At 71.2% G+C, this 21,232-nt stretch carries 18 protein-coding genes; 10 read left to right on the top strand and 8 right to left on the bottom strand.

From position 1 onward, the window contains the following. Nucleotides 1-154: 154 nt before the first annotated feature. The 3 genes from ffh to ACSRUE_RS05725 all read right to left on the bottom strand — a co-directional run bounded on the left by ffh (nt 155) and on the right by ACSRUE_RS05725 (nt 3,066). Nucleotides 155-1,798, bottom strand: a complete 1,644-nt coding sequence (ffh, locus tag ACSRUE_RS05715; RefSeq protein WP_441290129.1) for a signal recognition particle protein — start codon at nt 1,796-1,798, stop codon at nt 155-157. 189 nt (nt 1,799-1,987) lie between these two features. After that, nucleotides 1,988-2,512, bottom strand: a complete 525-nt coding sequence (locus tag ACSRUE_RS05720; protein ID WP_441290130.1) for a hypothetical protein — start codon at nt 2,510-2,512, stop codon at nt 1,988-1,990. A gap of 11 nt (nt 2,513-2,523) precedes the next feature. After that, a complete protein-coding gene (locus ACSRUE_RS05725; RefSeq protein WP_044967211.1) occupies nt 2,524-3,066 on the bottom strand; it encodes a hypothetical protein in 543 nt (180 codons plus the stop codon). 347 nt (nt 3,067-3,413) lie between these two features. Here ACSRUE_RS05725 and ACSRUE_RS05730 point away from each other — a divergent pair, with 347 nt between their 5' ends. The 5 genes from ACSRUE_RS05730 to ACSRUE_RS05750 all read left to right on the top strand — a co-directional run bounded on the left by ACSRUE_RS05730 (nt 3,414) and on the right by ACSRUE_RS05750 (nt 9,322). After that, nucleotides 3,414-4,253 carry a hypothetical protein gene (locus ACSRUE_RS05730; protein WP_441290131.1) on the top strand — a complete coding sequence of 280 codons (840 nt, stop codon included), beginning with the start codon at nt 3,414-3,416 and terminating at the stop codon, nt 4,251-4,253. Nucleotides 4,254-4,422: 169 nt separating this feature from the next. Then, nucleotides 4,423-5,133: a hypothetical protein gene (locus ACSRUE_RS05735; RefSeq protein ID WP_441290132.1), complete on the top strand. Its 711-nt coding sequence runs from the start codon at nt 4,423-4,425 to the stop codon at nt 5,131-5,133. Nucleotides 5,134-5,173: 40 nt separating this feature from the next. After that, nucleotides 5,174-5,884, top strand: a complete 711-nt coding sequence (locus ACSRUE_RS05740; RefSeq protein ID WP_441290133.1) for a hypothetical protein — start codon at nt 5,174-5,176, stop codon at nt 5,882-5,884. A gap of 356 nt (nt 5,885-6,240) precedes the next feature. After that, nucleotides 6,241-8,250 (top strand): AAA family ATPase, encoded by a 2,010-nt coding sequence (locus ACSRUE_RS05745; protein WP_441290134.1) that lies wholly within the window; start codon nt 6,241-6,243, stop codon nt 8,248-8,250. Between the two features lie 4 nt (nt 8,251-8,254). Next, nucleotides 8,255-9,322 carry a 5-methylcytosine restriction system specificity protein McrC gene (locus ACSRUE_RS05750; RefSeq protein WP_441290135.1) on the top strand — a complete coding sequence of 356 codons (1,068 nt, stop codon included), beginning with the start codon at nt 8,255-8,257 and terminating at the stop codon, nt 9,320-9,322. 119 nt (nt 9,323-9,441) lie between these two features. Here ACSRUE_RS05750 and ACSRUE_RS05755 read toward each other — a convergent pair whose 3' ends face one another. The 3 genes from ACSRUE_RS05755 to ACSRUE_RS05765 form a co-directional block, all read right to left on the bottom strand. After that, nucleotides 9,442-10,677: a DUF4190 domain-containing protein gene (locus ACSRUE_RS05755; protein ID WP_441290136.1), complete on the bottom strand. Its 1,236-nt coding sequence runs from the start codon at nt 10,675-10,677 to the stop codon at nt 9,442-9,444. Continuing rightward, nucleotides 10,674-12,317, bottom strand: coding sequence for a hypothetical protein (locus ACSRUE_RS05760; RefSeq protein WP_441290137.1), 1,644 nt, complete (start codon nt 12,315-12,317; stop codon nt 10,674-10,676). Before ACSRUE_RS05760 ends, ACSRUE_RS05755 begins: the two co-directional genes overlap by 4 nt. Nucleotides 12,318-12,647: 330 nt before the next feature. Next, nucleotides 12,648-12,872: a hypothetical protein gene (locus ACSRUE_RS05765; protein WP_441290138.1), complete on the bottom strand. Its 225-nt coding sequence runs from the start codon at nt 12,870-12,872 to the stop codon at nt 12,648-12,650. 721 nt (nt 12,873-13,593) lie between these two features. Here ACSRUE_RS05765 and thiO point away from each other — a divergent pair. From thiO to ACSRUE_RS05790, 5 genes are all read left to right on the top strand, one after another. After that, nucleotides 13,594-14,703: a glycine oxidase ThiO gene (thiO, locus tag ACSRUE_RS05770; RefSeq protein ID WP_441290139.1), complete on the top strand. Its 1,110-nt coding sequence runs from the start codon at nt 13,594-13,596 to the stop codon at nt 14,701-14,703. Nucleotides 14,704-15,223: 520 nt separating this feature from the next. Further along, on the top strand, nt 15,224-16,984 hold the full coding sequence (locus tag ACSRUE_RS05775; RefSeq protein ID WP_441290140.1) for a discoidin domain-containing protein: 1,761 nt from the start codon (nt 15,224-15,226) through the stop codon (nt 16,982-16,984). Nucleotides 16,985-17,192: 208 nt separating this feature from the next. Continuing rightward, nucleotides 17,193-17,777 (top strand): RNA polymerase sigma factor, encoded by a 585-nt coding sequence (locus ACSRUE_RS05780; protein WP_437763032.1) that lies wholly within the window; start codon nt 17,193-17,195, stop codon nt 17,775-17,777. Next, the gene (locus ACSRUE_RS05785) at nt 17,717-18,460 is read left to right on the top strand and encodes a zf-HC2 domain-containing protein (RefSeq protein ID WP_441290141.1); all 744 of its coding nucleotides are present in this window, start codon (nt 17,717-17,719) and stop codon (nt 18,458-18,460) included. The genes ACSRUE_RS05780 and ACSRUE_RS05785 overlap by 61 nt, the downstream gene beginning before the upstream one ends. Nucleotides 18,461-18,481: 21 nt before the next feature. Further along, nucleotides 18,482-19,588 (top strand): cytochrome c biogenesis protein/redoxin, encoded by a 1,107-nt coding sequence (locus ACSRUE_RS05790; protein WP_441290142.1) that lies wholly within the window; start codon nt 18,482-18,484, stop codon nt 19,586-19,588. Between the two features lie 15 nt (nt 19,589-19,603). On the opposite strand, the gene ACSRUE_RS05795 is transcribed toward ACSRUE_RS05790, so the two are convergent. Together ACSRUE_RS05795 and ACSRUE_RS05800 are read right to left on the bottom strand one after the other, a co-directional pair. Then, complete coding sequence (locus ACSRUE_RS05795; RefSeq protein WP_441290143.1) at nt 19,604-20,032, bottom strand: (deoxy)nucleoside triphosphate pyrophosphohydrolase; 429 nt, start codon at nt 20,030-20,032, stop codon at nt 19,604-19,606. Nucleotides 20,033-20,246: 214 nt separating this feature from the next. Beyond that, complete coding sequence (locus ACSRUE_RS05800; protein WP_441290144.1) at nt 20,247-21,191, bottom strand: hypothetical protein; 945 nt, start codon at nt 21,189-21,191, stop codon at nt 20,247-20,249. Nucleotides 21,192-21,232: the final 41 nt, after the last annotated feature.

The following is a 21,232-nucleotide window of genomic DNA, read 5'->3' on the forward strand; positions in this document are numbered from 1 at the left end:
CGCCTCCTTCTCACCCCCGCCGCCCCGGGAGCACGCGGCGGCGAAGGCCACCGCGACCAGCGCGAGCGCCCGCGCGCGACCGTGCGCGCCTTCCGCGCCGTGCGCTCCGTCAACAGCGCGCCTTCGGCAGCAGGGCCCGCGCACGCGGCCGCCGCTACTTGCGCCCCTTCTTGCGGGCGTCGCGCTCGCGCTTGCGCTGCGCCTTCTTCGCGTTGCGCTCGGAGGCGCTGAGCGTCTTCATCTTCGTCATGTTCGGGCCCCCGGCGCCGACGCCCGGGAAGCCGCCCATGCCCGGCATCCCCAGCCCGGGCATCCCCATGCCCGGGAAGCCCATGCCCGGGAAGCCCATCCCGGGCATGCCCATCCCGGGCAGGCCGCCGCCGCCGGCCATCATCTGCTTCTGCATCTCCCGCATGTTCTTGGCCATGGCCATCTGCTTCATGCCGGGGATCTTGCCCATGAGGCCCATGTTCTGGCCGAGGCCGCTCATCATCTGGCGCATGAACAGGAACTTCTGGACGAGCTCGCTCACCGCCTCGGGCTTCGAGCCCGAGCCCTTCGCGATGCGCTCCACCCGCTTCGGCTCGCGGACCAGCGCGTACGGGTCGCTCTTCTCGAGGCGGGTCATCGACTGGATGATCGCCTCGATGCGGACGAGCTCCCGGTCGTCGAGGTTCACGTCCTGGGGCAGGCCGCCCGGGAACATGCCGCCGAGGGGCAGCTTGTCGACGAGATCCTTCAGCGACCCCATCTTCTGGATCATCCGCACCTGATCGAGGAAGTCCTCGAGCGTGAAGTCGCCCTGGAGCATCCGCGCGGCGTCCTTCTCGGCCTTCTTCTGGTCGACGACCTCCTCGAAGTCCTGCATGAGGCCGACGACGTCGCCCATGCCGAGGATGCGGCTCGCCATGCCGTCGGCGCGGAACGGCTCGAACTTGTCCGTCGTCTCGCCGATGCCGGTGAAGAGCACCGGCGCGCCCGTCACCTCCTTGATGCTGAGCGCCGCGCCGCCGCGGGCGTCGCCGTCGAGCTTCGTCAGCACGACGCCGCCGATCGACAGCCGCTCGTTGAAGCCGCGCGCCGTCTTCACGGCGTCCTGGCCGATCATCGCGTCGACCACGAGGAAGATGTTCTCCGGCTTCGTCGCGTCCTTGATCTGCGCGAGCTCCTGCATGAGCGGCTCGTCGATCGCGAGGCGGCCGGCGGTGTCGTAGATGATGACGTCGCGGCCGAGCCGCTTCGCCTCGCCGCGGGCCGCGGCGCAGATGGCGACCGGCGACTCGCCCGGCACGTTGAACACGGGGATCTTGAGCGACTCGCCGAGGACCTTGAGCTGCTCGACGGCCGCGGGGCGCTGCATGTCGGCCGCGACGAGCAGCGGCTTCTTCCCCTGCTTCTCGAGGTAGCGCGAGAGCTTCGCGCAGCTCGTCGTCTTCCCGGAGCCCTGGAGGCCGACCATCATGATGCCCGTGGGCCCGCCGTCGGCCCAGGCGATCTCGTCGCCCTCGTGGGTCATCATCGCCTCGAGCTCGTCGTGGCAGATCTTGACGAAGTGGTCGCTCGCCGAGACCTGGTGGACCTCGCCGGCGTGCTTCACGCGCGTCTCCAGGGTGCGGCCGAGCGCGGCCTCCTTGACCCGGGCGAGGAACGCCTTGACCACCCCGATCTCGACGTCGGCCTCGAGCAGGCTGAGCCTTACCTCGCGGAGCGCGGCGTCGATGTTGCTCGCGGTGAGCTCCGTGAGCCCGGCGAGGCGGTTTCTGGCCTGACGAAAGCCCCGTGTCAGCGTGTCGAACATGGCAGGGCGGGTCTTAGCACAGGGGACCGCGAGCGCGGATCCCCTTGCCCTCTTCAACGCCGCACGCCGCGCGGCGCGGGCGCGGCCGGCGCCCCTCCCCGGGGGCGCGCGGCGCGGGCACCTCGGCCGGCGCGGACGCCCGCCGGCGCGGCCCCGCGGACGACGCGGCCCCGCGGACGACGCGGGCCGTCACATCCCGCGCCGGCCCGAGCGGCGGAGGATCGCGAGCGCCTCGGCGCACCTCGGCATGACCTCGGCGCTCTCCTTGACCTTGGCGTCCGCCGCGACGAGATCCGCCAGCGCGCCAGGGCCGGCGGCCCCGTCGGGCGCCTCGAGCAGGGCGCGGACGCGCGCCTCGGCGGCCGTCGCGTCGAGCAGCAGGCGGTAGGCCCGCGCGCACGTGTCCTTGGCGCTCGCGGCGGGGGGCGTCGACGCGGGCTGGCGCTCGAGCTCCGCGAGCAGCGCCTCGCGCGCTTCGCGCGGCTCGCTCGGGGCGTCGCGGAGGACGTCGATCGCATGCAGCAGGGCGTCCGCCTCCTGCTGCTCGGCCGATCGGCCGCACCCGGGCGCCAGCTGGACCATGGCGACGGAGGCGAGCGCCGCGGCGATCCGCCGGACGGCCGTCCCTGCTGCGCCCGCCGCCCCTGCCGCCTTCGCCGCCCCTGCTGCGCCCGCCGCCCCTGCGCTGCCCGTCGCGCCGGGCCTCGTCGTCACGCTGGGCGCCCTCAGTCGGCCGGCTTCGCGGGCGGGCCCATCTGGATGCGCTCGCCGAGGTAGGAGCCGATCAGCGTGAAGAGCACGCCGATGAGCGCCATGATCACGTACATGAACAGCGGCATCGTCCGGACGGTCTGGCTGTGCAGGAGGTAGAAGACGGTCGGGATCGCGACGAGGAACGACGCGACGACCGGCTCGAGGAACGTCTTTCCGGGCGAGATCATGCCGAGGAGGACGCCGCCGATGAACCAGACGGGGATGGCGACGATCATCCCGTTCGACCCCTCGAAGTCGAGCTGCTGTACGATCATCGGGAGGCCGCCGACGAGGGCCGCGGTGAGCACGCTCTGCAGCACGAGGGCGATGAGGCACCACAGGATCGAGAAGCCCTCCTGCTGGTAGCGGCGGTGGCGGTCGAGCTCGGAGTCGCGGAAAGGCGCGAGCGAGCCCATCCTGGCGCCGCACGCGATGCAGCGCCCGCTCGCCGTCACGGAGGCGTTGTTCGCGCCGCACGACGGGCACACGATGGAGCTGTCGTTCTTCGAGGGCATCGCGGCTAGGCTAGGCAAGGCGCCGCGTGCGGGCAAGCGCGCGACGCGGCCCCCTGCGCCGCGGCCGGGCGAGCGCGCGGCGAGCTCAGGGACGGCCCGCGAGGGCGGTGGGCCGCTTGACGGTGCGTGCAGCGCCTGGCGACCCTGCGGGCCCATGGGGGGTACCGCCCGCGCCGCCCCCCGGCGCGTGTTCGGGCGCCGGCCCGGCGATCGCGTCCCGCGGTTCCTGATGGGCGAAGGCGCGGGCTAGACTCGGCGCCCCGCCGACGGACGCTCGCGCGGCGGGGATCCCGCCGGCTGCCGCGAGCTACGCAAGAGGCGCACGAATGGGCCTGGACGCGACCGTGATGTGCAGATGTTGGCTCGACGGGACGACGCGGACGCCGCCCCCGCACGCGGAGCACGTGGGGTTCGATGAAGAGGGGCAGCTCTGCCTGACGCTCCCCGAGGAGCGTCAGGACGCGCACGGCGCGTTCTACGCATGGATGGAGGACTGCTGCCCGCACCCACGCATGTGGCTCGCCTCCGAGTGGATCTCGAACTGGGCAGGTCTCAGGGCGTTCCAGGCGGCGCTCGATCGGATCGGCTGGCAGCACTTCCCGACGCTGCAGGCCGAGCTGCCGGCGGCGAACGGCGGCATGATGCCGGCCGAAGCGAGCGCGCGCGCGCTGGGAGAGCTCGCGCGGTTCGCAGAGCGCGTCGCCTCCGTCCGCTCGGCCTTCCTGGTCGATTCCGGGACCGGTGATGAGCTCTACGACTTCATTCCGCAGTACGAAGGCATCTTCATCATGAGCGGCTCGGACCAGATCCACCTTGGCTTCGACGTGAATGGCTTCTTCGTGCGGAGCCGCGGAGCGCCGCCCCGTGAGCTGTTCCGCGCCCTGCGCGTCGAGCAGATCCTGCTGGAGCCCGAGCGCACCGAGGCCCACGAGGGCGGCCGCGTGCTGCTCCGGGACCTCGACACGGGACGCGAATTCGAGTCCAGGGTCGCCGTTCCCGGCGGGCGCATTCCGTGGCCCGACGGTCGAATGCAGGACGACAGGGGGCGCGTCCGCTCCGCGTATCCGCGCTCCTTCCACGTGGCGCAGCGCGCGCTGGGCATCGCCGATTTCGAGCAGATCCTCGGCTCCCTGCGCCGGGTCTTCGAGGCCTCGGTGGCCACGGGCAACCCGGTGTGCTGGTGCTGAGCCCGCGCACGCGCGCCGGGAGCGTGTCGCTCGCCCGTGTCCTGCACGCCGTGCCTGACGTCCTGCGCGCCCGGGTCCGCCACGCCCGAGCCCGCTCCTCCCCTCGTCCGGGGGCCGGCGAGACGGCGGTGCACCGCGGCCGGCGCTCCGGCTATATACTCGACGAAGCGTGCCCACCGACCCGACCTCGACCCTGGAATCCATGACGTCCGGCCCGCGCGGCCCGGGCGGCGATGGCCTCGACGTGGCGGGGCCCGATCCGGAGCTGCTCGCGCTGCCGTCGCCGCCGAAGCAGGAGCGCACGGTCACGGTGGCGCTGATGGCGGCGACCGCGATCGCCGCCCTGTGGATGGCCGTCGCGCTGCTCGGGGAGGCGCGCTACGCGCTGTCGCCGGGCCAGCCGGCGGACGTGGGAGAGCTCGCGTCGCTGCGGCCGCAGGCGGACCTCGCGAACCGTTACGTGCGGGCCGCCGGCCTGCTCGGGACGCGCGGCGCGATCCGGTACGGGCGCGCCGCGGAGGGCGACTCGTTCCGGCTGGCGCCGGTGGCGGGCAACCCGGCGCTGTGGGTGGAGATCCGGGTGCCGGAGGGCTTCGAGGGCCCGCGCTTCGTCCCGCCGAGCACGTTCGCGGGGCGGCTCGTGCCGTTCAAGAGCGCGGGCATCCGGCACGCGCGGCTGGCCGCCGAGGTGGAGGAGCAGGCGGGGATGGCCGTGACGGACGACGCCTGGCTGCTCATCGACGGCAGCTCGCCGCGCGCGTCGCGCTGGGCGGTCGCGCTCGTGGCGCTGTTCGTGGGCTTCGCGGGCTGGAACCTGGTCGGCATCGCGCGGGTGCTCCACCGCGTGCGGGACGCGAGGGACGCGCGCCGCGCTTCTTGACGCGCTCGCGGCAGGGGAGCAGGACGCTCCCTGCCCACCGATGCCCAAGGTCACCTTCGTCAACGAGCACAGGACGGTCGAGGCCGCGCCGGGTCGTCTCCTCAGCGAGATCGCGGCCGAGCTCGGGATAGCGGTCTGCCGCGAGGCGTTCCGGGGCACCGGCATCGGCGACTACACGTGCTGGGTGAAGGGGGAGCCCGGCGCGACGTCGCCCCCGACGTTCCTGGAGAAGCTGCTCGGCGCGCGCGGCCAGCGGCGGATGGCGAACAGGACGCGCGTGCTCGGCGACGTGCAGGTGTGGACCCAGGCGGGCCCTGGCAACCGGCTGCGCGCGCCGCGGCCGATCGCGCCGCCGCCGAGCCCGGCGACGGATCCGGAGGCCCCGCGCAAGCCGATCGACGCGAGCGGCAGCGCGGCGTTCCCGTACGGCGATCCGCGCGCGGTCGGCCACGGCAAGCGCGAGCCGATCGCGGCGGGCGCGCTCGAGGCGAAGGCCGCGAAGGAGAAGAAGGCGAAGGCGGCCACGGCGAAGGCGGCGGAGGGCGCGGCCGCGAAGGCGGCGGAGGGCGTGGCGCCGGAGGCCGCGGCGAAGGCGGCGGAGGGCGCGGCGCCGGAGGCTGCTGCGAAGCCGGCGGAGGGCGCGACACCCGACACCGCCACCGCACCAGGAACCACGGGATCCGGGACCGCGGCGCAGGCGCTCGGACCTGCAACGACAGCCAAGGAGACCGGCGGAGGTGCATCGGAGTAGCGGTCGTTGCGCGCTCACGCCGACGCGAGCGAGGTCGAAGGCGTCGAGCGGCCTGTCTTCTCGACGATCCCCGCGCAGGCTGACGGGGCTATACAGGACTTGGGGGGTATGTTCTTGAGAGCTGCTTTAAGCCTGTGCTCGTAGCTCCAAGGTGCGAAGGCTCTCAACCGTCCCCTCGACAACTCATCCTGTTTCTTCCGCGCTGGCCGAATTTGCCCTAGCCTCCCAGGCTGGAGGCTGCCAGCGATGAAAGCACGTCGGCGCAGACGAGCATGACCGAGATATCGAGGAAGGCGATTGCGTCTTGGCAAGCGCATCTCCAACAGGCGCAACGCGACGGCGCATGGCTCCAGGCCATGAAGGCTCTCGAGGAGCAGCGCGAAGAAGTCGTGCCGCAGATCCGGGAGCTGCTCGACAGCTTCCTCGCAGGCAGCACCGATCTCGAACGCTTCCGGTCGGAATTCGATCGGCGAAGCCGCACCGAATGGAGCACCTTCGGGCTCGGCGGGTTCGGCGGTGGCATGGTGCTGAACAAGCTGGTCAAGCACGTTCCCGATCACGCCACGCTTGCGGCGAAGCTCAAGGCCGCGCTCCGTGTCCCTGCCAACGAGGGTGCAGCCACGCTGCAGCTCCGGGAGTTTCTCGATTACCTCGCGGCGCTGGAGACCACCAATGTCACGACGGCGATCAGAACCGACGCGTCGCGGGTACCCTTCTTCGTACCGTTCTGGTGGCATATCCAGGCCCCTCAGGAGTGGCCCGTCTATTACAAGTCCGCGCGCTCCGCGTTCATCGCGGCGGGCCTCCTCGGCGAGGAAGCGGGTATCGCAGACCAGTACACGCGTTTCCGTCGCGTCTTCCTGGAGCTCGCGAAGGCACTCGACATCGACGCATGGCGCCTCGAGCAGCTCTGCAAGCGCGTCGGGGGCGCTGAGGGTGAGGGCACCCATGAGGAGAGCGTGATCGCCGCGCCCGCCACGACAGAGGGCGGCACAGAGCGCCGTGTCTGGCTGCTGGCGCCTGGAAAGGGCGCGCGCCTCTGGGAGGACTTCAAGAAGGAATCCATCGCAGCGATCGGAGTGGATTCCCTGGGCGACCTGAAACGGTACGCCGACGTCGACGCGATCCGGAGGAAGCTCGCCGAGGGTCGAAACGACGGTAGTATCCCGACGAACGACGCGCTGGCCTGCTACGAGTTCGCGCACAAGATGCAGATCGGTGACGCCGTCGTCGCGAAGCGAGGCATCCACCACATCGTCGGCTACGGCATCATCGACTCGGACTATCGCTTCGATCCCAAGCGCTCCGAATACAAGCACGTCCGCACCGTGAAGTGGCTCAAGTCCGGCGCCTGGCGCGTACGCGACAAGCCGCTGGTAACAAAAATGCTGACCGACATCGGCAAGTACCCGCAGCTCGTGGCGCAAATCGAGGACGCTCTCGGGGTCCGCGGCAGCAACGGCCCCGAGCCTCCGGAGCCGACAAAATCGTACACGCTCGACGAGGCATGCCGTGACCTCTTCCTCGGGCGCATCCACATCGAACGGATGCTCGGGCTCCTGCGGAACAAGAAGAACCTCATCCTGCAAGGACCGCCCGGGGTGGGGAAGACGTTCGTGGCGAAGCGGCTCGCGTACCTGCTTCTCGGCGAGAAGGCTCCCGAGCGCATCGACATGGTGCAGTTCCACCAGTCGTACGCCTATGAGGACTTCGTCCGCGGCTACTGCCCGACCGAGGAAGGCTTCGTGCGGCGCGATGGCCCATTCCTCCGGATCTGCAACCGCGCTTTGCAGGATCTCGACAACTCCTACGTGCTCATCATCGACGAAATCAACCGCGGCAACTTGAGCAAGATCCTGGGCGACCTGATGATGCTCATCGAGGCCGACAAACGTGGCCAGGAGTGGGCGACGACGCTCTCGTACTCGACCGAGGACGAGGAGCGATTCTACGTCCCCCCGAACTTGCACATCATCGGCACCATGAACACAGCGGACCGCTCGCTCGCCCTGGTGGACTACGCCCTCCGGCGCCGCTTCGCGTTCGTCTCGGTCGCGCCGAGTTTCGAGACCGACGCGTTCGCCGCGGAGCTCTCGCGGATGCAGGTGCCAGAGGCGCTCGTCGGGCGGATCCGGACGCGCATCAAGCTGCTCAACGACATGATCCGGGAAGATCGGCAGCTCGGCCAGGGCTTCTGTATCGGTCACAGCTACTTCTGCCAGGCTCCGGCGGGGCGGGCTCCTGCCGAGGACTGGTATGGGCAGATCGTCGAAACCGAGATCCGACCGCTGCTCGAAGAGTACTGGTTCGACGCGCCCGAGCGCGCCGCAGAGGCGCTCGCGCTCATGTACGACGATGAGCACTGACACCGTGGAGATTCCGATCCGGAACGTGTACACGCTGCTCGCCTACGCGTCCGGGTTCCTGGAGCTCTCGGCCGTCTCGGAGGTCGGCGCGATCGAAGCGGACACGCCAGCAGATCTCCTCGCGCGGCTGCTCGCGGACGGGCTCAGTGCGCTGCTCCGGCGCGGGCCGTACCGCGCGTACCTCGAACGCGCGGAGGACGTACGGCGGCCGCGTGGTGCCGTCGACGTCACGCGCACGGTCAGCTGCGCGCTGCGGTCGCGAGGGCGCGTGGGCTGCCGCTTCGACGAGCTGTCGCACGATGTCATCGAGAACCGCGTCGTCAAGGCAGCAGCCCGCTTGCTCAGCACGTGCCGCAACATCAAGCGCGAGCTCGCCCTCGCGCTGCGCGCCGCGTACTTCCGCATGGAGGACGTCGCGGACGTCGAGCTCAGCGCCGAGCTGCTGCGGCGAGCCCGCGTCCCCCGCGGGTATCGCCTCTACGGGATGCTGCTCGACATATGCCAGCTCGTGCTCGCTAACTTTCTCCCGGACGAGCAAGGGGACGGTTCTCGACTCCGGGACTTCACCCGTGACGACGAGCAGATGGCGCACCTGTTCGAGGCGTTCGTACGCGGCTTCCTCCAGCACCATCTGGACGGCGCTCGCGTCGCCCGCGAGCACCCAAGCTGGGCCAGCGCTTCAGGAGAGCCCACGGCGCTCCAGCTCCTGCCGCGGATGATCACCGACGTGTCGGTCCGCTGGCCCGGGCAGTGCACCATCGTCGAGACCAAGTTCGTGAGGCGGCCGTTCAGGGAGCTCGCAAACAGTGCGCGGCTCAAGCTGAGATCAGATCACCTGTACCAGCTCTTCGCCTACGTGAAGAACATCCGAGAGCGGGAACCCGCATCGATGAAGGTGGATAGCATCCTGCTCTACGCGAGCGTCGGACGCGGCCTGTCAGAGACACTTTCGCTAGGAGACATCGGCATCTCCGTCCGAACGATCGACCTGTCGGCGAGCTGGACCGACATCCGTGCGGCCCTGCTCTCTTTGCCGTTACGACGCGGCGCGACGCGCATGGTGGCGATGTGAAAGCTCGTTCTCCGCGTGCGTAACGAGGAGCTTCGTCGAACCGGACGACGGCGTGCGGCTTCGCAGCGCCATCGTGAACATCACACCTCGCGACATGAGGGCCGGGCGTGCCAAGACGATCACTCCTCGCAGCCGCAGACGCCTCCGTGATGTGAGCAGCAGCCACGATACGAGGAGCGGGCGCAGAGGCAGCTCGGCGAGAGCGTGCCGTCGCAGCACTGCACCCGGAGGCTCGCCTGTCGTCTCTCCTCGGCCGCCTCTTTCATCAGCCGCTGCCTTTCCTCCGCGGCTTCCTGGAGGTCCCGCCGCCGCTTCTCTTCCGCCTCCCGCCGCCGCCGGATCTCCTCCACCCCCGCGTCGACATCCGGCCGCAATCGCGCGACCCGCGCGAGGAGCGCTGCGCAGGGCTCTGCCTGCTGCACGTCGGTGCCCCGGAACTCGTCCAGCGCGAGCTCCACGCGGCTCAACGCAGCTTGAGCATCCTCCCACCGTCGCAGCGTTGCCCTGGTGGAGGCGACCTGCAGATCCCGCGCGATCGCTGGAGCGACGTCCTTGAAGCGGGCAGCGGCTCTCTGCTCCCTCGCCGCCCGCTCCCGCTCCTCCTCGGCGCGCTGTTGCGCCTTTCGGGCGGCTTCCTCCTCGTCACGCCGCTGGATGGCCTCGCGCTCTCTCCCGTCGACCTCGGCCTCCGTGCGTGCAACCTCCAGCAACGCCACCCCGACGCAGGTGCTCCGCGCCTTCTGGAGATGCGACCTGGCCCGGTCGAAGCTCGCCGCCTCGAGCGCCTCGTTCGCGCTGCCGCGCGCCCGCTCGCAGGCGGCGAGCGCCTCCCGGCGGACGCGCTCGTCGGCGCTGCGCTTCGTGATGAAGCCCGCGAGGCCCACGCTCAGCAGGCCGGCCACCGCGGGGTAGACCACCCACGGCGCCCGACGCGACGCCAGCGCAGCAGCCGCGAACGGCCGCGGTGCAGCCGCGGCGGACGCACCGATCGCGACCGTCAGGCCAGCGAGGATCCCTGCCCCGAGCACGACGAGCGCCACGGGCTCGGAGGTGGCGCCGATCACGTAAAGCAATAGCAGCGTGTAGACCTGGGTTCCGGCCCACCCGAGGGCGACGCCGAGCCTGGCCCTCGCCTCACCCGTGTATCGCCCCTCCGAGCTGGCGATCTCCCGGAGCACGAGCCGGCCGAGCACGATCGCAGGCACGCCAAGGAGGGGTCCGAGCACCATCGCCGCAGCGCCCAGCTTGAAGAGCGTCTCGCTCGACGGATGAGGCCGCGGGAAGAGCCCTTCCAGACTTGGTACCGGGCTCGGGCCGGGCAGCGAGCTGGGCGGATCCCGATCTGCCACCGTCACGTCTCCAGCGCCGCGAGCGCATCCTCGAGCCAGCGGATCTGCTGCGCTTGCAGTTCGTCTGGGACCTCGTCGGAGCGGACGGCATCGAGCGCGGCGAGCAGATGGCGGCGCTTCGCGGCTGAGGTCTTGAGCCCATCCACCTTCTCCAGGACGGCATCGACCTCGATCCGGGAGGCCTCGAGCAGGAGCTGATCGCGCAGCTCCTGGAGCGTGAGCCGCTCGAGGCCGAACCGCACGGCGCTCCTGCGCCCCGCGGGCCCCTTCGCGGCCTCGAGCCTTGCGAGCGCCTCCTCCAGCGCCTCCTTTTCCTGCACCCGCAGCGCCCGCTGGCGGCGCTCCTCCTCCTCGACGAGGATCGCCTGCCGGCGCGCCTGCTCTCGGGCGCGGAGCGCCTCCCGGCGTGCCGGCGCGTCCTCGTAGTCGCCGAGCGCCTCGTACTCCTCGTCAGCCTGCACCGGCGTGCCGGCGTCCTCCAGGGCGATCGCCAGCATGTAGCGGACCGCGCGCGCGGTCTCCTCGTCCATGGGAAGCGTGAGCGCATGACGGAGCCCCACCGCCGCGAGGCCGTGCTGGCCCGCCGCGCCGAGCTTCTCCGCGTGGGCGATCGCGAGCTTCAATGCTTCTCGCTGCCGCGCTTCTTCCTGGTGTTTCCGCGCCTCGTCCTCGCGGCGCCGCTCCTCCTCGACCTCGGCCTGCAGCGCCGGGAGACGGTCGGCCGCGTCCTCCAGACCGCCCTGAGCGATCAGCGCCTGGTACTCGACGATGGCGGTGGAGCGAGAGTCATGGTCTTCCAGCAACCGCGCCAGCTTGTAGCGCAGGCTGCGCGACAGCTCCGGGGCACAGCCGGGCGCATCCGCAGCCTGCCGCAGCAACGTCGCTGCGTGTTCGATCTCGCCCAGCGCGACCCGTGCGTCCGCCAGCGCGCAAGCGCCCAGCGGGAAGGCAGGATCCGAGGCGGAGAGCTTGAAGTTGCCTACGGCCTCACGCGGATGCCCGTCGAGCACATGAATCTGGGCTCGCGCGACCTCGATGCTGCCAGCTCCCCCGCCTTCCGGGCGAAACGGCAACGGCGCAGGCAGCCCAGGGAAGGCCAGCGTCATGCCCGACGAGAGCCGGCCGATGCTCGGGACCCGCGCGGCGGCCCTTTCCAGGGCCGCGAGGGCGTCCTGGTAGCGCACGCGGCACGCGGCGTGAGCTGCGACGAGCAACCACGCGTCGGCATCGTCCTGTCCGCGGTCCTCCAGCGTGCTGAGCAGCTCGGCGACCCTGGGATCCGATGCGTGGAGAGCGGCGATGGTATCGAGGAACAGCACCTCCAGGCGCTCGCGCGCTATCCGTCGAGCTATCCGGTAGATCGCGTAGGCTGCGCCCCCGGCGCCGAGGAAAATCCAGACGGCCGGGATGGTCAGGATCATGACGAGCGCGTACAGAAGCAGCGCGAGGAGGCCGGTCAGCGCGATGATCGCCAGGAGCACCACGAGAGGGTGTCCACTCCGCGACGCGCCCTGCCCGGAGGGCGGGAGACGCTCGCGGTATACGACATAACCCACGCCGACGAGCCCGAGCGCGATCCACGGGTACGGCGTCGCGAGGACCGCGGCCAGGGCGGAAATGATCGCGAACAGCGCGTAAAGCCCCAACCCGATCGCGAGCAGGAGCGCAAGCGCACCGGCCGATCCACCACGCCGCCCGCGTGTCCGCGGAAGACGGACGCGAGGGAAGGGTCGAGGGCTACGGCGTCCCATTCGCCACGTTCATTCTCGGCGGGGACGCCGCTGCTTGTCAATGTGTCCTTGCACCGCGGTGGGACAACATCTCCCGTGGTCCCACGATGGCAGTCGGTCGCTCGACTGCGCGACGGCGTGGTACCGAACCTGGTGGTCCCCGTTACCCCGGATCAGCAGAAGAACCGCCAAGCCGCCGAGGACGTCAAGGGGAGATGGGGAAGGGGGCCGTCCGGGCATCCCCCCCTATTCCCCGGTTTTCTTGGCGCCCTCGGCGGCTTGGCGGTTCGCTTCCCTGGCCGACTTCTCCCAGTAGAGATAACCGTCTTTGTTTTCTCTCCGCATGCCGCCTGCCGAGACCTCCAAGTCGACGTCATCTCCAGCATCATCACCCACGTTGGGCCCCTGCATGAGCAGCTCGTACAGCGTACCCTCCATCTCGAGCGCAGACGGCGCGAAGATCTCACTCACGGCCTCGGGGGGCGATATCCCCGCGAGCGACCCAGAAGACTGCCGCCGCCTGCCGCATCTCCCCTGCGACTTGCTCCGGTGTCTTGGGTGTATGGAACGCATCTTCCCGTATTTCTTCGGTGACCCTCATGCACGCCTCCTGTTGCTTCAGATCCCTTGCCCTATCTTCCGCGCAAGGCCGCCGTCCAATCACTGCCGAGCCCCGGCAGCGCTTCCCCCTGCCCCTGCCGGGCCTCCGCAGCCCTTCCCCCCACCCATGCCGGGCCTCCGCAGCCCTTCCCCCCACCCATGCCGGGCCTCCGCAGCCCTTCTCCAAACCCCTGCCGGGTCTCCGCAGCCCTTCTCCAAACCCCTGCCGGGTCTCCGCAGCCCTTCTCCAAACCCCTGCCGGGTCTCCGCAGCGCTTCCCCCAACTCCTGCCGGGTCTCCGCAGCGCTTCTCCCTGCCCCTGCCGGGTCTCCGCAGCGCTTCTCCCAACCCCTGCCGTGTCTCCGCAGCGCTTCCCCCTGCCCCTGCCGGGGCTCCGCAGCGCGGGTGCTCCGGAAGGCGCACGCCCCGACGCCGCCCCAGGGTCGACAGCCGAGCATCGCTCTCCCCTGCGTCGACAGATCCCGCGAAGCAGCCCCCCGATCTCATGTCGCACCGCGCCGCGGGCGACGCGGCGACACGCGCTCCAGGTTGTGTGGCTGCCCTTGGCGCCCGGCGTGCTATGCACGCGTCGATGAGCGACGTGGTGGTGATCGGCGGCGGCGTGGCCGGGTGCGCCTCGGCGCTGGCCCTGGCGCGGCGCGGGCTGTCTGTCCGTGTCCTCGAGCGCAACCAGGGCGAGGGCGCTTCCTGGGCGGCGGCGGGGATCATCGGCCCCCAGCTCGAGGCCGCGGGCGACGGCCCGCTCGCGCGGCTCTGCCTCGCGAGCCGCGCCCTGTACGCGGAGCTCGCCGCGTCGCTCGTCGAGGCGACGGGCATCGACGTCGGGTACCGGCAGAGCGGCGCCCTCCGCGTGGCGTTCACCGCGGAAGGACGCGAGGAGATCGCGCGCGAGCTCGGGTGGCAGCGCGAGGCCGGCCTCGCCGTGGAGATCTGCGACGGTAACGGGGCGCGCGCGCACGCGCCGGCGCTCTGCGACGAGGTCGCCGGCGGCGCGTGGCTGGCCGACGAGGCGCGCGTCGATCCGCCGTCGCTCATGCGCGCGCTGCGCATCGCGGCGGAGCGCGCGGGCGTGCAGTTCAGCACCGGGGCGACCGTCCGGCGCATCGTGGTCGAGCGGGAGCACGCGCGCGGCGCGCAGCTCGAGGACGGGACGAAGGTCGAGGCGGGCTGGACGGTGCTCGCCGCCGGGAGCTGGTCGTCGCTGCTCGAGGCGTCGGGCCTCGCGCCCTCGGCCGTGCGCCCGGCGCGCGGGCAGATCGTCGAGCTCACGCCGGCGACGCCGGTGCTCTCGCAGGTGGTCTACGGCCCCGGCTGCTACCTGTCGCCGCGCGACGACGGGCGCGTGCTCGTCGGCGCGACCACGGAGTTCGCCGGCTACGTCACCGCGGTGACGTCGCGCGCCGTGCGCGACCTGCTGACCGCGGCGCTCCGGCTCGTGCCCGCGCTCGGCGACGCGCCGATCGGCAGGACGTGGGCCGGCCTCCGGCCCCACCCGAAGGACGCGCTGCCGATCCTCGGCGAGGGGGAGATCGCGAATCTGATCTTCGCGACAGGGCACTTCCGCAACGGCGTCTTGCTCGCCCCGGTAACGGCGAAGATCGTGGCGGCGCTGATCGCCGGAGAGGAGCCGCCGCTCGATCTGTCGCCCTTCTCCGCCAGGCGGGCCGGCATCGCCGGCTGAGCGCGGCGGCAAGGTGTGCGCACTTGGCGCGGCGAGCCGACGGTCGTCCGCGCAAGCATCGATGTGCGGAGACTCTCGCGATGTTTCGGCGCGACAGCGCCCGAGCCCGCTGGCCACTCTGCCCGATGGGAACGACGCATCGTGAGGGTGGCAGCCCGCTGAGCTCCCTCGCGAGGCGAACGCTCACCGGGGAGCCTCGATCGCCAGCAGTGAATTGAGCACAGCCCATTCGGTCAGCGGACAAGGCGCCGACATACATGCTCTTTCCAGGAGGGAGGCAGACAATCAAGGCAACGAGCCGTCGACCAGGAGCAGGCTCCCCAGCACGGGCTTGACATCGCCGGGAAATATCGTATCTCATCTCCTTCAGAACTTCTGATCTTGCTTGGTGGCATCATCACGCACACTGCCTTGCCTTGAAGTGGTTGAAATGATCCACCGAAAGGAGAATACCTTGAGCTTACACACTGCCTTTCCCACAATGTGTGTCGCCCTGGCGACAGCTCTCGCGGGCTGCGTCGTGGGCGTTGACACAGGCATTGACGAGGGCGCTGCGACAGACAGCGATCACGTCGGTGACCAGCAGCCGTCGGCGCTCGCGTCGTCTGGCTGCACGGTTCGTCTCACGCCGACGAGCCTCGTCGCGAGCGTCGCGCAGGCCGAGAACCCGGCGGCGAACGTCGCCGATGGCAGCCTGGCCACCCGCTGGTCGGGCCGCGGCAAGGGCGCCTACGTGACGGCGGACCTGGGCGCGAAGCAGCGCATCTGCGGCATCTCTCTCGGCTGGTACAACGGCGGGGTCGATGGGCGCATCTACGACTACGCGCTCTCGACGTCCACGGACGGCCAGAATTTCTCGCCGCTCTTCGCGGGGAAGAGCCTGCCGAGCACCTCGCTCCAGCCGGTCGAGCTCCAGGCCGTCGACGCGCGGTACGTCCGCCTCACGGTCAACGGGAATACCGTGAACGACTACGCCAGCGTGACGGAGCTCCAGATCTCCGCCAGCGCGGCCCCCGCCGGCGCCTTCGTGCACCCGGGCATCCTGGTCAGCAAGGAGCAGCTGGATTTCGTCAAGACGAAGATCGGCGGCGGTCAGCAGCCCTGGACCAAGGAGTACCAGCTCGCCAGGGGCTCGAGGCACGCGAAGCGGGACTACGTCGCCAGCCCGGTGCCGGTCGCGAAGTGCTCCACGCCTGGCTCGAAGGAAAAGGCCATCGACCTGGGCTACGAGCAAGCGGGGTGCAGCGAGATGGTCAACGACGGGAACGCCGCCTATACGCAGGCGCTGCTCTGGTACTACAGCGGCGACGCACAGTACGCCGAGAACGCGAGGCGCATCCTCAACGCCTGGGCGCGCACGATGACCGCCATCCTGTTCGATCAGCCCCGCTTCCCGGACAACAACGGTCAGGTCTACGCCAACGGCCATTTCGTCGCTGGCTGGGCAGGCACCAACTTCCTGCGTGCCGCGGAGATCTTGCGTTACACGTACGGCGGCTGGACGGCCGAGGACACGGCGCTGCAAGAGAACCACTTCAGGACCGTCTACTGGGACCTGGTGAAAGACGGCTGGACGGGCGGCGGGAACCGGACCTCCGTGATGAACGAGACGGCGCTCGGCATCGCGATCTTCACGAACGATCGCGAGAAGTACGAGTACGTCGTGAGCCAGGTAGAGCACTCCAGCAAGGCCATGATCTACATGCCGAGCGACGGCGGCCAGCCGCTCTATCCCATGTATCAGGGCCGGCCGCGCTACACCAACGACGCGAAGGGCGATCTCGCGGGGATCTGGAGCAAGCCGACGCGCTACATCGCCGGCCTGGAGCAGGAGACCTGCCGCGACCTCGGGCACATGCAGATGGGCACGAGCTCGCTGGCGAACATGGCAGAGACCCTCCGCATCCAGGGCGACGCTCGCAGCGCCTACGGCGACGACCCGGTTCATGACGAGAACCGCCTGCTGCAGGCGCTCGAGCTGAACGCCGATTACGTGCTGCAATACCTCGACAACACGGGCAATCAGGTCGGCGTGAAGGTGACGCCCAAGGGCTGGATGCCGGCGCGAAACTGGCCGTGCAGCAGCTTTTCCGAGTCCGCCGGCGGCGGCTCGGCGGTCATGGGCTGGGAGATCGGGTACAACGAGTTCCGCAAACGCCGCGGGCTCAGCATGCCGAAGACCGAGGAGCTCATCACGCGTGTCAGGGCGATGAGCAGCGCTTCCACCCGGGTCGGCAACCACATCGGCTGGGAGGCGCTGACGCACGCGGGCGCGCCCTAGCCGCCCCGCAACCCCGGTCCTCCCGAGCACGGGCTCCCGCGCGCCGCGGGAGCCCCGTCCCCTGCGCCGTCGCCCGCCGCCCACGATGTAAGCCGGGCCACGTCCTCGCCGAGAACCCGCCGGTCAGGAACTTTTCGATGGGCTCGCCGTGTCCTGGAGGTGTCCGGGAAACGAGGCGGCGTCAGCCTTCCTCCTCCCGGCCCGGCCCATGCGCACGTCTCCCCACGCCTCGTTCCTCGATCGGCTCCTCGCCGAGCTCCCGTGCCTCCTGCGGGCGGCGCGCCGCCTGACGCGCTCGGAGCAGGACGCCGAGGATCTGGCGCAGGCGACGATCGTGCGCGCGATCGAGCGGCACGCCGACCTGCGCGACGAGGGGCGCATGCGCGCGTGGCTGCTCCGCATCGAGCGGTCGGTGCTGCTCAACGCGACGCGCGGCGCGCGGCAGCGCCTCGAGGTGATCGAGGGCGGCCGCGGGGCCGAGTCGGTGCCGGAGCCGCAGGGCGATCTGGAGGCGGAGCTCGTCGAGCGCGGCTTCGCCGACGAGGTCGAGCGCGCGCTCGCGCGCGTGCCGCCGGAGTGGCGCGAGGCGCTGCTCCTGCGGGAGGTCGAGGAGCTTTCCTACGAGGAGATCGCCGATCTCCAGGGGTGCCCGGTGGGCACGGTGCGATCACGGCTCTCGAGGGCGCGGCTCGCGCTCGTCGAGGGCCTCTCCGAACGATGCGAGGAGACGTCATGGCAGGGTGCAACCGCGAGTGGTTCGAGAACATTTCGGCGTGGCACGACGGCGAGGTGACGCCCGAGGACGCGGCGCGGATCGAGGCGCACATCGCCGGCTGCGGGCCCTGCCGGCGCGCCGCGGAGGTCCTCGGCGGCGTGCGGCGCGCGCTCGTCGCGAAGGCGGACGGGGAGGTCCCGGAGCGCCTGCGCGAGCGGGCGGAGGCCGCGGCGCGGAACGCGCGCCCGCGGCGCCGCGGCCCCTGGGCGATCACGGCCGCCCTCGCCGCGGCCGCGGCAGCCGCCGCGCTGCTCGTCGGCAGCCCGGGCCGGGGCGTGAGCGCGGCGATGGCCGACGAGCTCGTGAGCCACCACGTGCGCGGCTTCGCGCGCGAGCGCCCGTGCGACTTCGAGTCCTCCGATCCGGGCGCCGTCGCCGGGTGGCTCGAGGGGAAGCTCGGCTACGCGGTGACCGTCCCGCCGGTGTCCGGCGCCCGGCTGCTCGGGGCGCGCCTCTGCCAGATCGGCGGCACGCGCACGGCGGCGCTCATGTATGAGAGCGGGGACAAGCCGCTCACGGTGTTCGTGCCGCCGCCCGGCTCCGGCGCCGCGACGGCGGCGCGCGCGCTCGCGGGGCGCAGCGTGGGGTGCACCCGGGGGCCGCTCGGCAACGCGATCTGCGCGAGGAGCGTGGAGCAGCCGGTGCTCGCGGTGGCTGAAGTGGACACAGCGGCGCTCGCGCCGGCGCTCTTCGGGCGCTGATCCCGTCGATCGCGAGGACCCATGATGACGATCGGTTCATTGCTGACGCTCTTCGGCGCGGGGCTGCTGACGTTCGCGTCGCCCTGCGTGCTCCCGATGCTCCCCGTCTACCTGTCGGCCCTCGGCGGCGCCGGGGCGCTCGGCGGTCCGGACCCGGCGGCGGCGAAGCGCGGCGTGCGCCTCGCCGGCGTCGGCTTCGCGATCGGCCTCGCGCTCGTGCTCGTCGCGCTCGGCGCCGGCGCGTCGGCGCTCGCCGCGGTCCTCGCGCCCCACCGGCGCGCGTTCACCGTCGCGTCCGGCGTGCTCCTCGCGCTCTTCGGCGCGAAGCTCCTGGGCGTGCTGCGCCTCCCGTGGCTGGAGCGCGAGGCGCGCCCGCTCCTCTCCCGCCTCCCGGGCGCGGGCGGCTTCTGGGGGGGCATGCTCTTCGGGATCGCCTTCGCGGCGGGGTGGACGCCGTGCGTCGGCCCGGTGCTCGGCGCCGCGCTGACCTATTCGGCCAGCGCGGGCGCGAGCCCGCTCACCGGCGCGATCCAGCTCGGCGCTTACGCGGCGGGCCTCGCCGCGCCGCTCGTCGCCGCGGCCTTCGTCGGGCCGGCTGCCGTCGCGCTCGCGCGCCGCCTGATGCCGGCCACGCCGGCCCTCCAGCGCCTGACGGGGGCGCTGCTCGTGGCCGCCGGGATCGCCGTCGCTGCCGGCCGTCTGGACGCCCTCTCGCCGGCGCCCGCGGCGGCCCTGGATGCGGGCGCGCCCTGCGAGGTCGGCCCCGCCGGCGCGTGCGCGGCCCCGGAGGGCGCCGTGGCGCAGGGCGACGTGGCGCTGCCCGAGGGGATGCCTCGGCTGCTCGAGTTCGAGAGCGCGCACTGCGCGGTGTGCGAGCGCATGGCGCCGCTCGTGAAGGAGCTCGAGGCGCGCTGCGCCAAGGAGGCCGGCACCGTCCTGCGCATCCAGGTCGACGATCCGCGCGGGCAGGCCCTCGCCGCCCGCTACGGCGTGCGCTTCGTGCCGACGTTCCTCAGCGTCGACGCCGCCGGGCAGGAGGTGGAGCGCGCCGTCGGCGAGCTGCCTGCCCAGCGGCTCGCGAGCCTCATCGGCGACGTCCGCGGCGAGGCGTGCCCCCCTGCCTTGTGAGCCCCGACGGCGGGGCTAGGCTCCCGCGAGCCGCGCGCGCACCTTGGCGAGCACCGCGACGTCGGCGGGGGGGAAGAGCTCGTCCCGTAGATCCGCCGCCTCGGCCCAGCGCACGGCGGCGACGTCGAGCGCGGCGGGCGCGGGCGAGCCCTCGGCGAGGGTGGCGGTGTAGAACAGGAGGAGCACCGGTTTCTTCGGATAGCGGTGGTAGGTCACCTCGACGATGTCGCCGACCTGGGCCTCGACGCCGATCTCCTCGCGCAGCTCGCGAATCAGGGCGTCTCGCGGATCCTCATCGGCCTCGACCTTGCCGCCGGGGAACTCCCACGCGCCCTCGAGGTGCGCGCCCACCTTGCGCTGCGTGAGCAGGACGCGGCCGCGCTCGATGATGACGGCGGCGGCGACGAGGACGAGGGGAGGAGCGGGCTCGGGCGTGGCGGACATGGGCGCGTAGAATGTCGGTCGCGGCGCGCAAGACAAGGGCGAACGGCGCGCTCGACGCTGCGCTTCCCTCCGGAGTTTGCATTGCCTTTCTCGGCTGGGATTTCTCACCCTCGGACCCGAGCTCCGGCGGCGGCGGGAGCGGGGGCGCGACCGGCGGCACCGGCACGACCGAGAGCACGTTTGGCAGGCCAGCGCGGCCATTCGCGCCCCGTCGTCACGGCGTGTAGCTGGGCAGCTCGATCACGTAGGCGTCGACGGTATCCCCGTTGCCCCAGTCGCTCCCGAACACAGCGCGCGTGCCGCTGGGGCTGGGCACGGTGTGCGGCTCGGCCCAGTACGGCTCGGCGAGGTGGGTGTTCTCCTTGCCCCAGCTCCGGTGGCGGCCAATCCGGCAAACCTTGCCCGTGCTCGTGTCGGCGATCAGGTTTTCCATGTCGAGCGCCCCTGTGCCCGACGTATCGCCGATCGACGACACGAACACCCACCCCGGCCGCTTGTACGCCATCCCCGAGATGTGCCCTGTCGGGGGATAGGGCCACCCCGTCTCCGGACCGATGACCACCTTCGAGGTGCCCTCCGCGAGATCCCATGTGACGAGGAGCCCGATGTCGTCATTGCCGCCGGGACCGGGATCGTAGACAGCCCCGTTCCAGGTGTCGTGACCGTTCACCCTGCTCAGCGACGCGTGGCCGTACGGCTCCAGCAGGTCCAGCGTACGCACCACGTTCAGCTGCGGATCGGTCACGCCGCCGCTGTCGCTCAGGAACGCGAGCGTCCCGCTCGGCGCGACCTGGGCGGGATTCTCGTCGAGCGCCTTCCTGGCGAGCACCGTATTCTGGCCGATATCATAGATGAACACCTGATCGTCGCACGTGAGGCCGATGCGGTTCGAATCCCACGACATGAACAGCGGGTCGCCGCCCGCGCTCGCGCCGCCCGAGCAGAAGTCGAACGTCGTCACGACCTCCTTCGTCCCGGCGCCGACGTGGTAACGGATGAAGTCCTTGTCGTCCACGTAGAACAGGACGTCGGGATCGGAGGTGTGCCAGTACACCTGCTCGATTCCGGTCCCGCCGTCTCCGGCCGATGACCCGCCGTCGGAGCAGGCGGCGAGGAAGGAAGAGGAGACAAGGAGGGTGACAGCGACGCCGACTCTCATGGGGTTTCCTTGGCGCGAGCCACGATGCGTGGCCGCGGCAG

The organism is Sorangium sp. KYC3313 (assembly GCF_052075895.1).
In the GTDB taxonomy this organism is placed as follows: domain Bacteria; phylum Myxococcota_A; class Polyangia; order Polyangiales; family Polyangiaceae; genus Sorangium; species Sorangium cellulosum_B.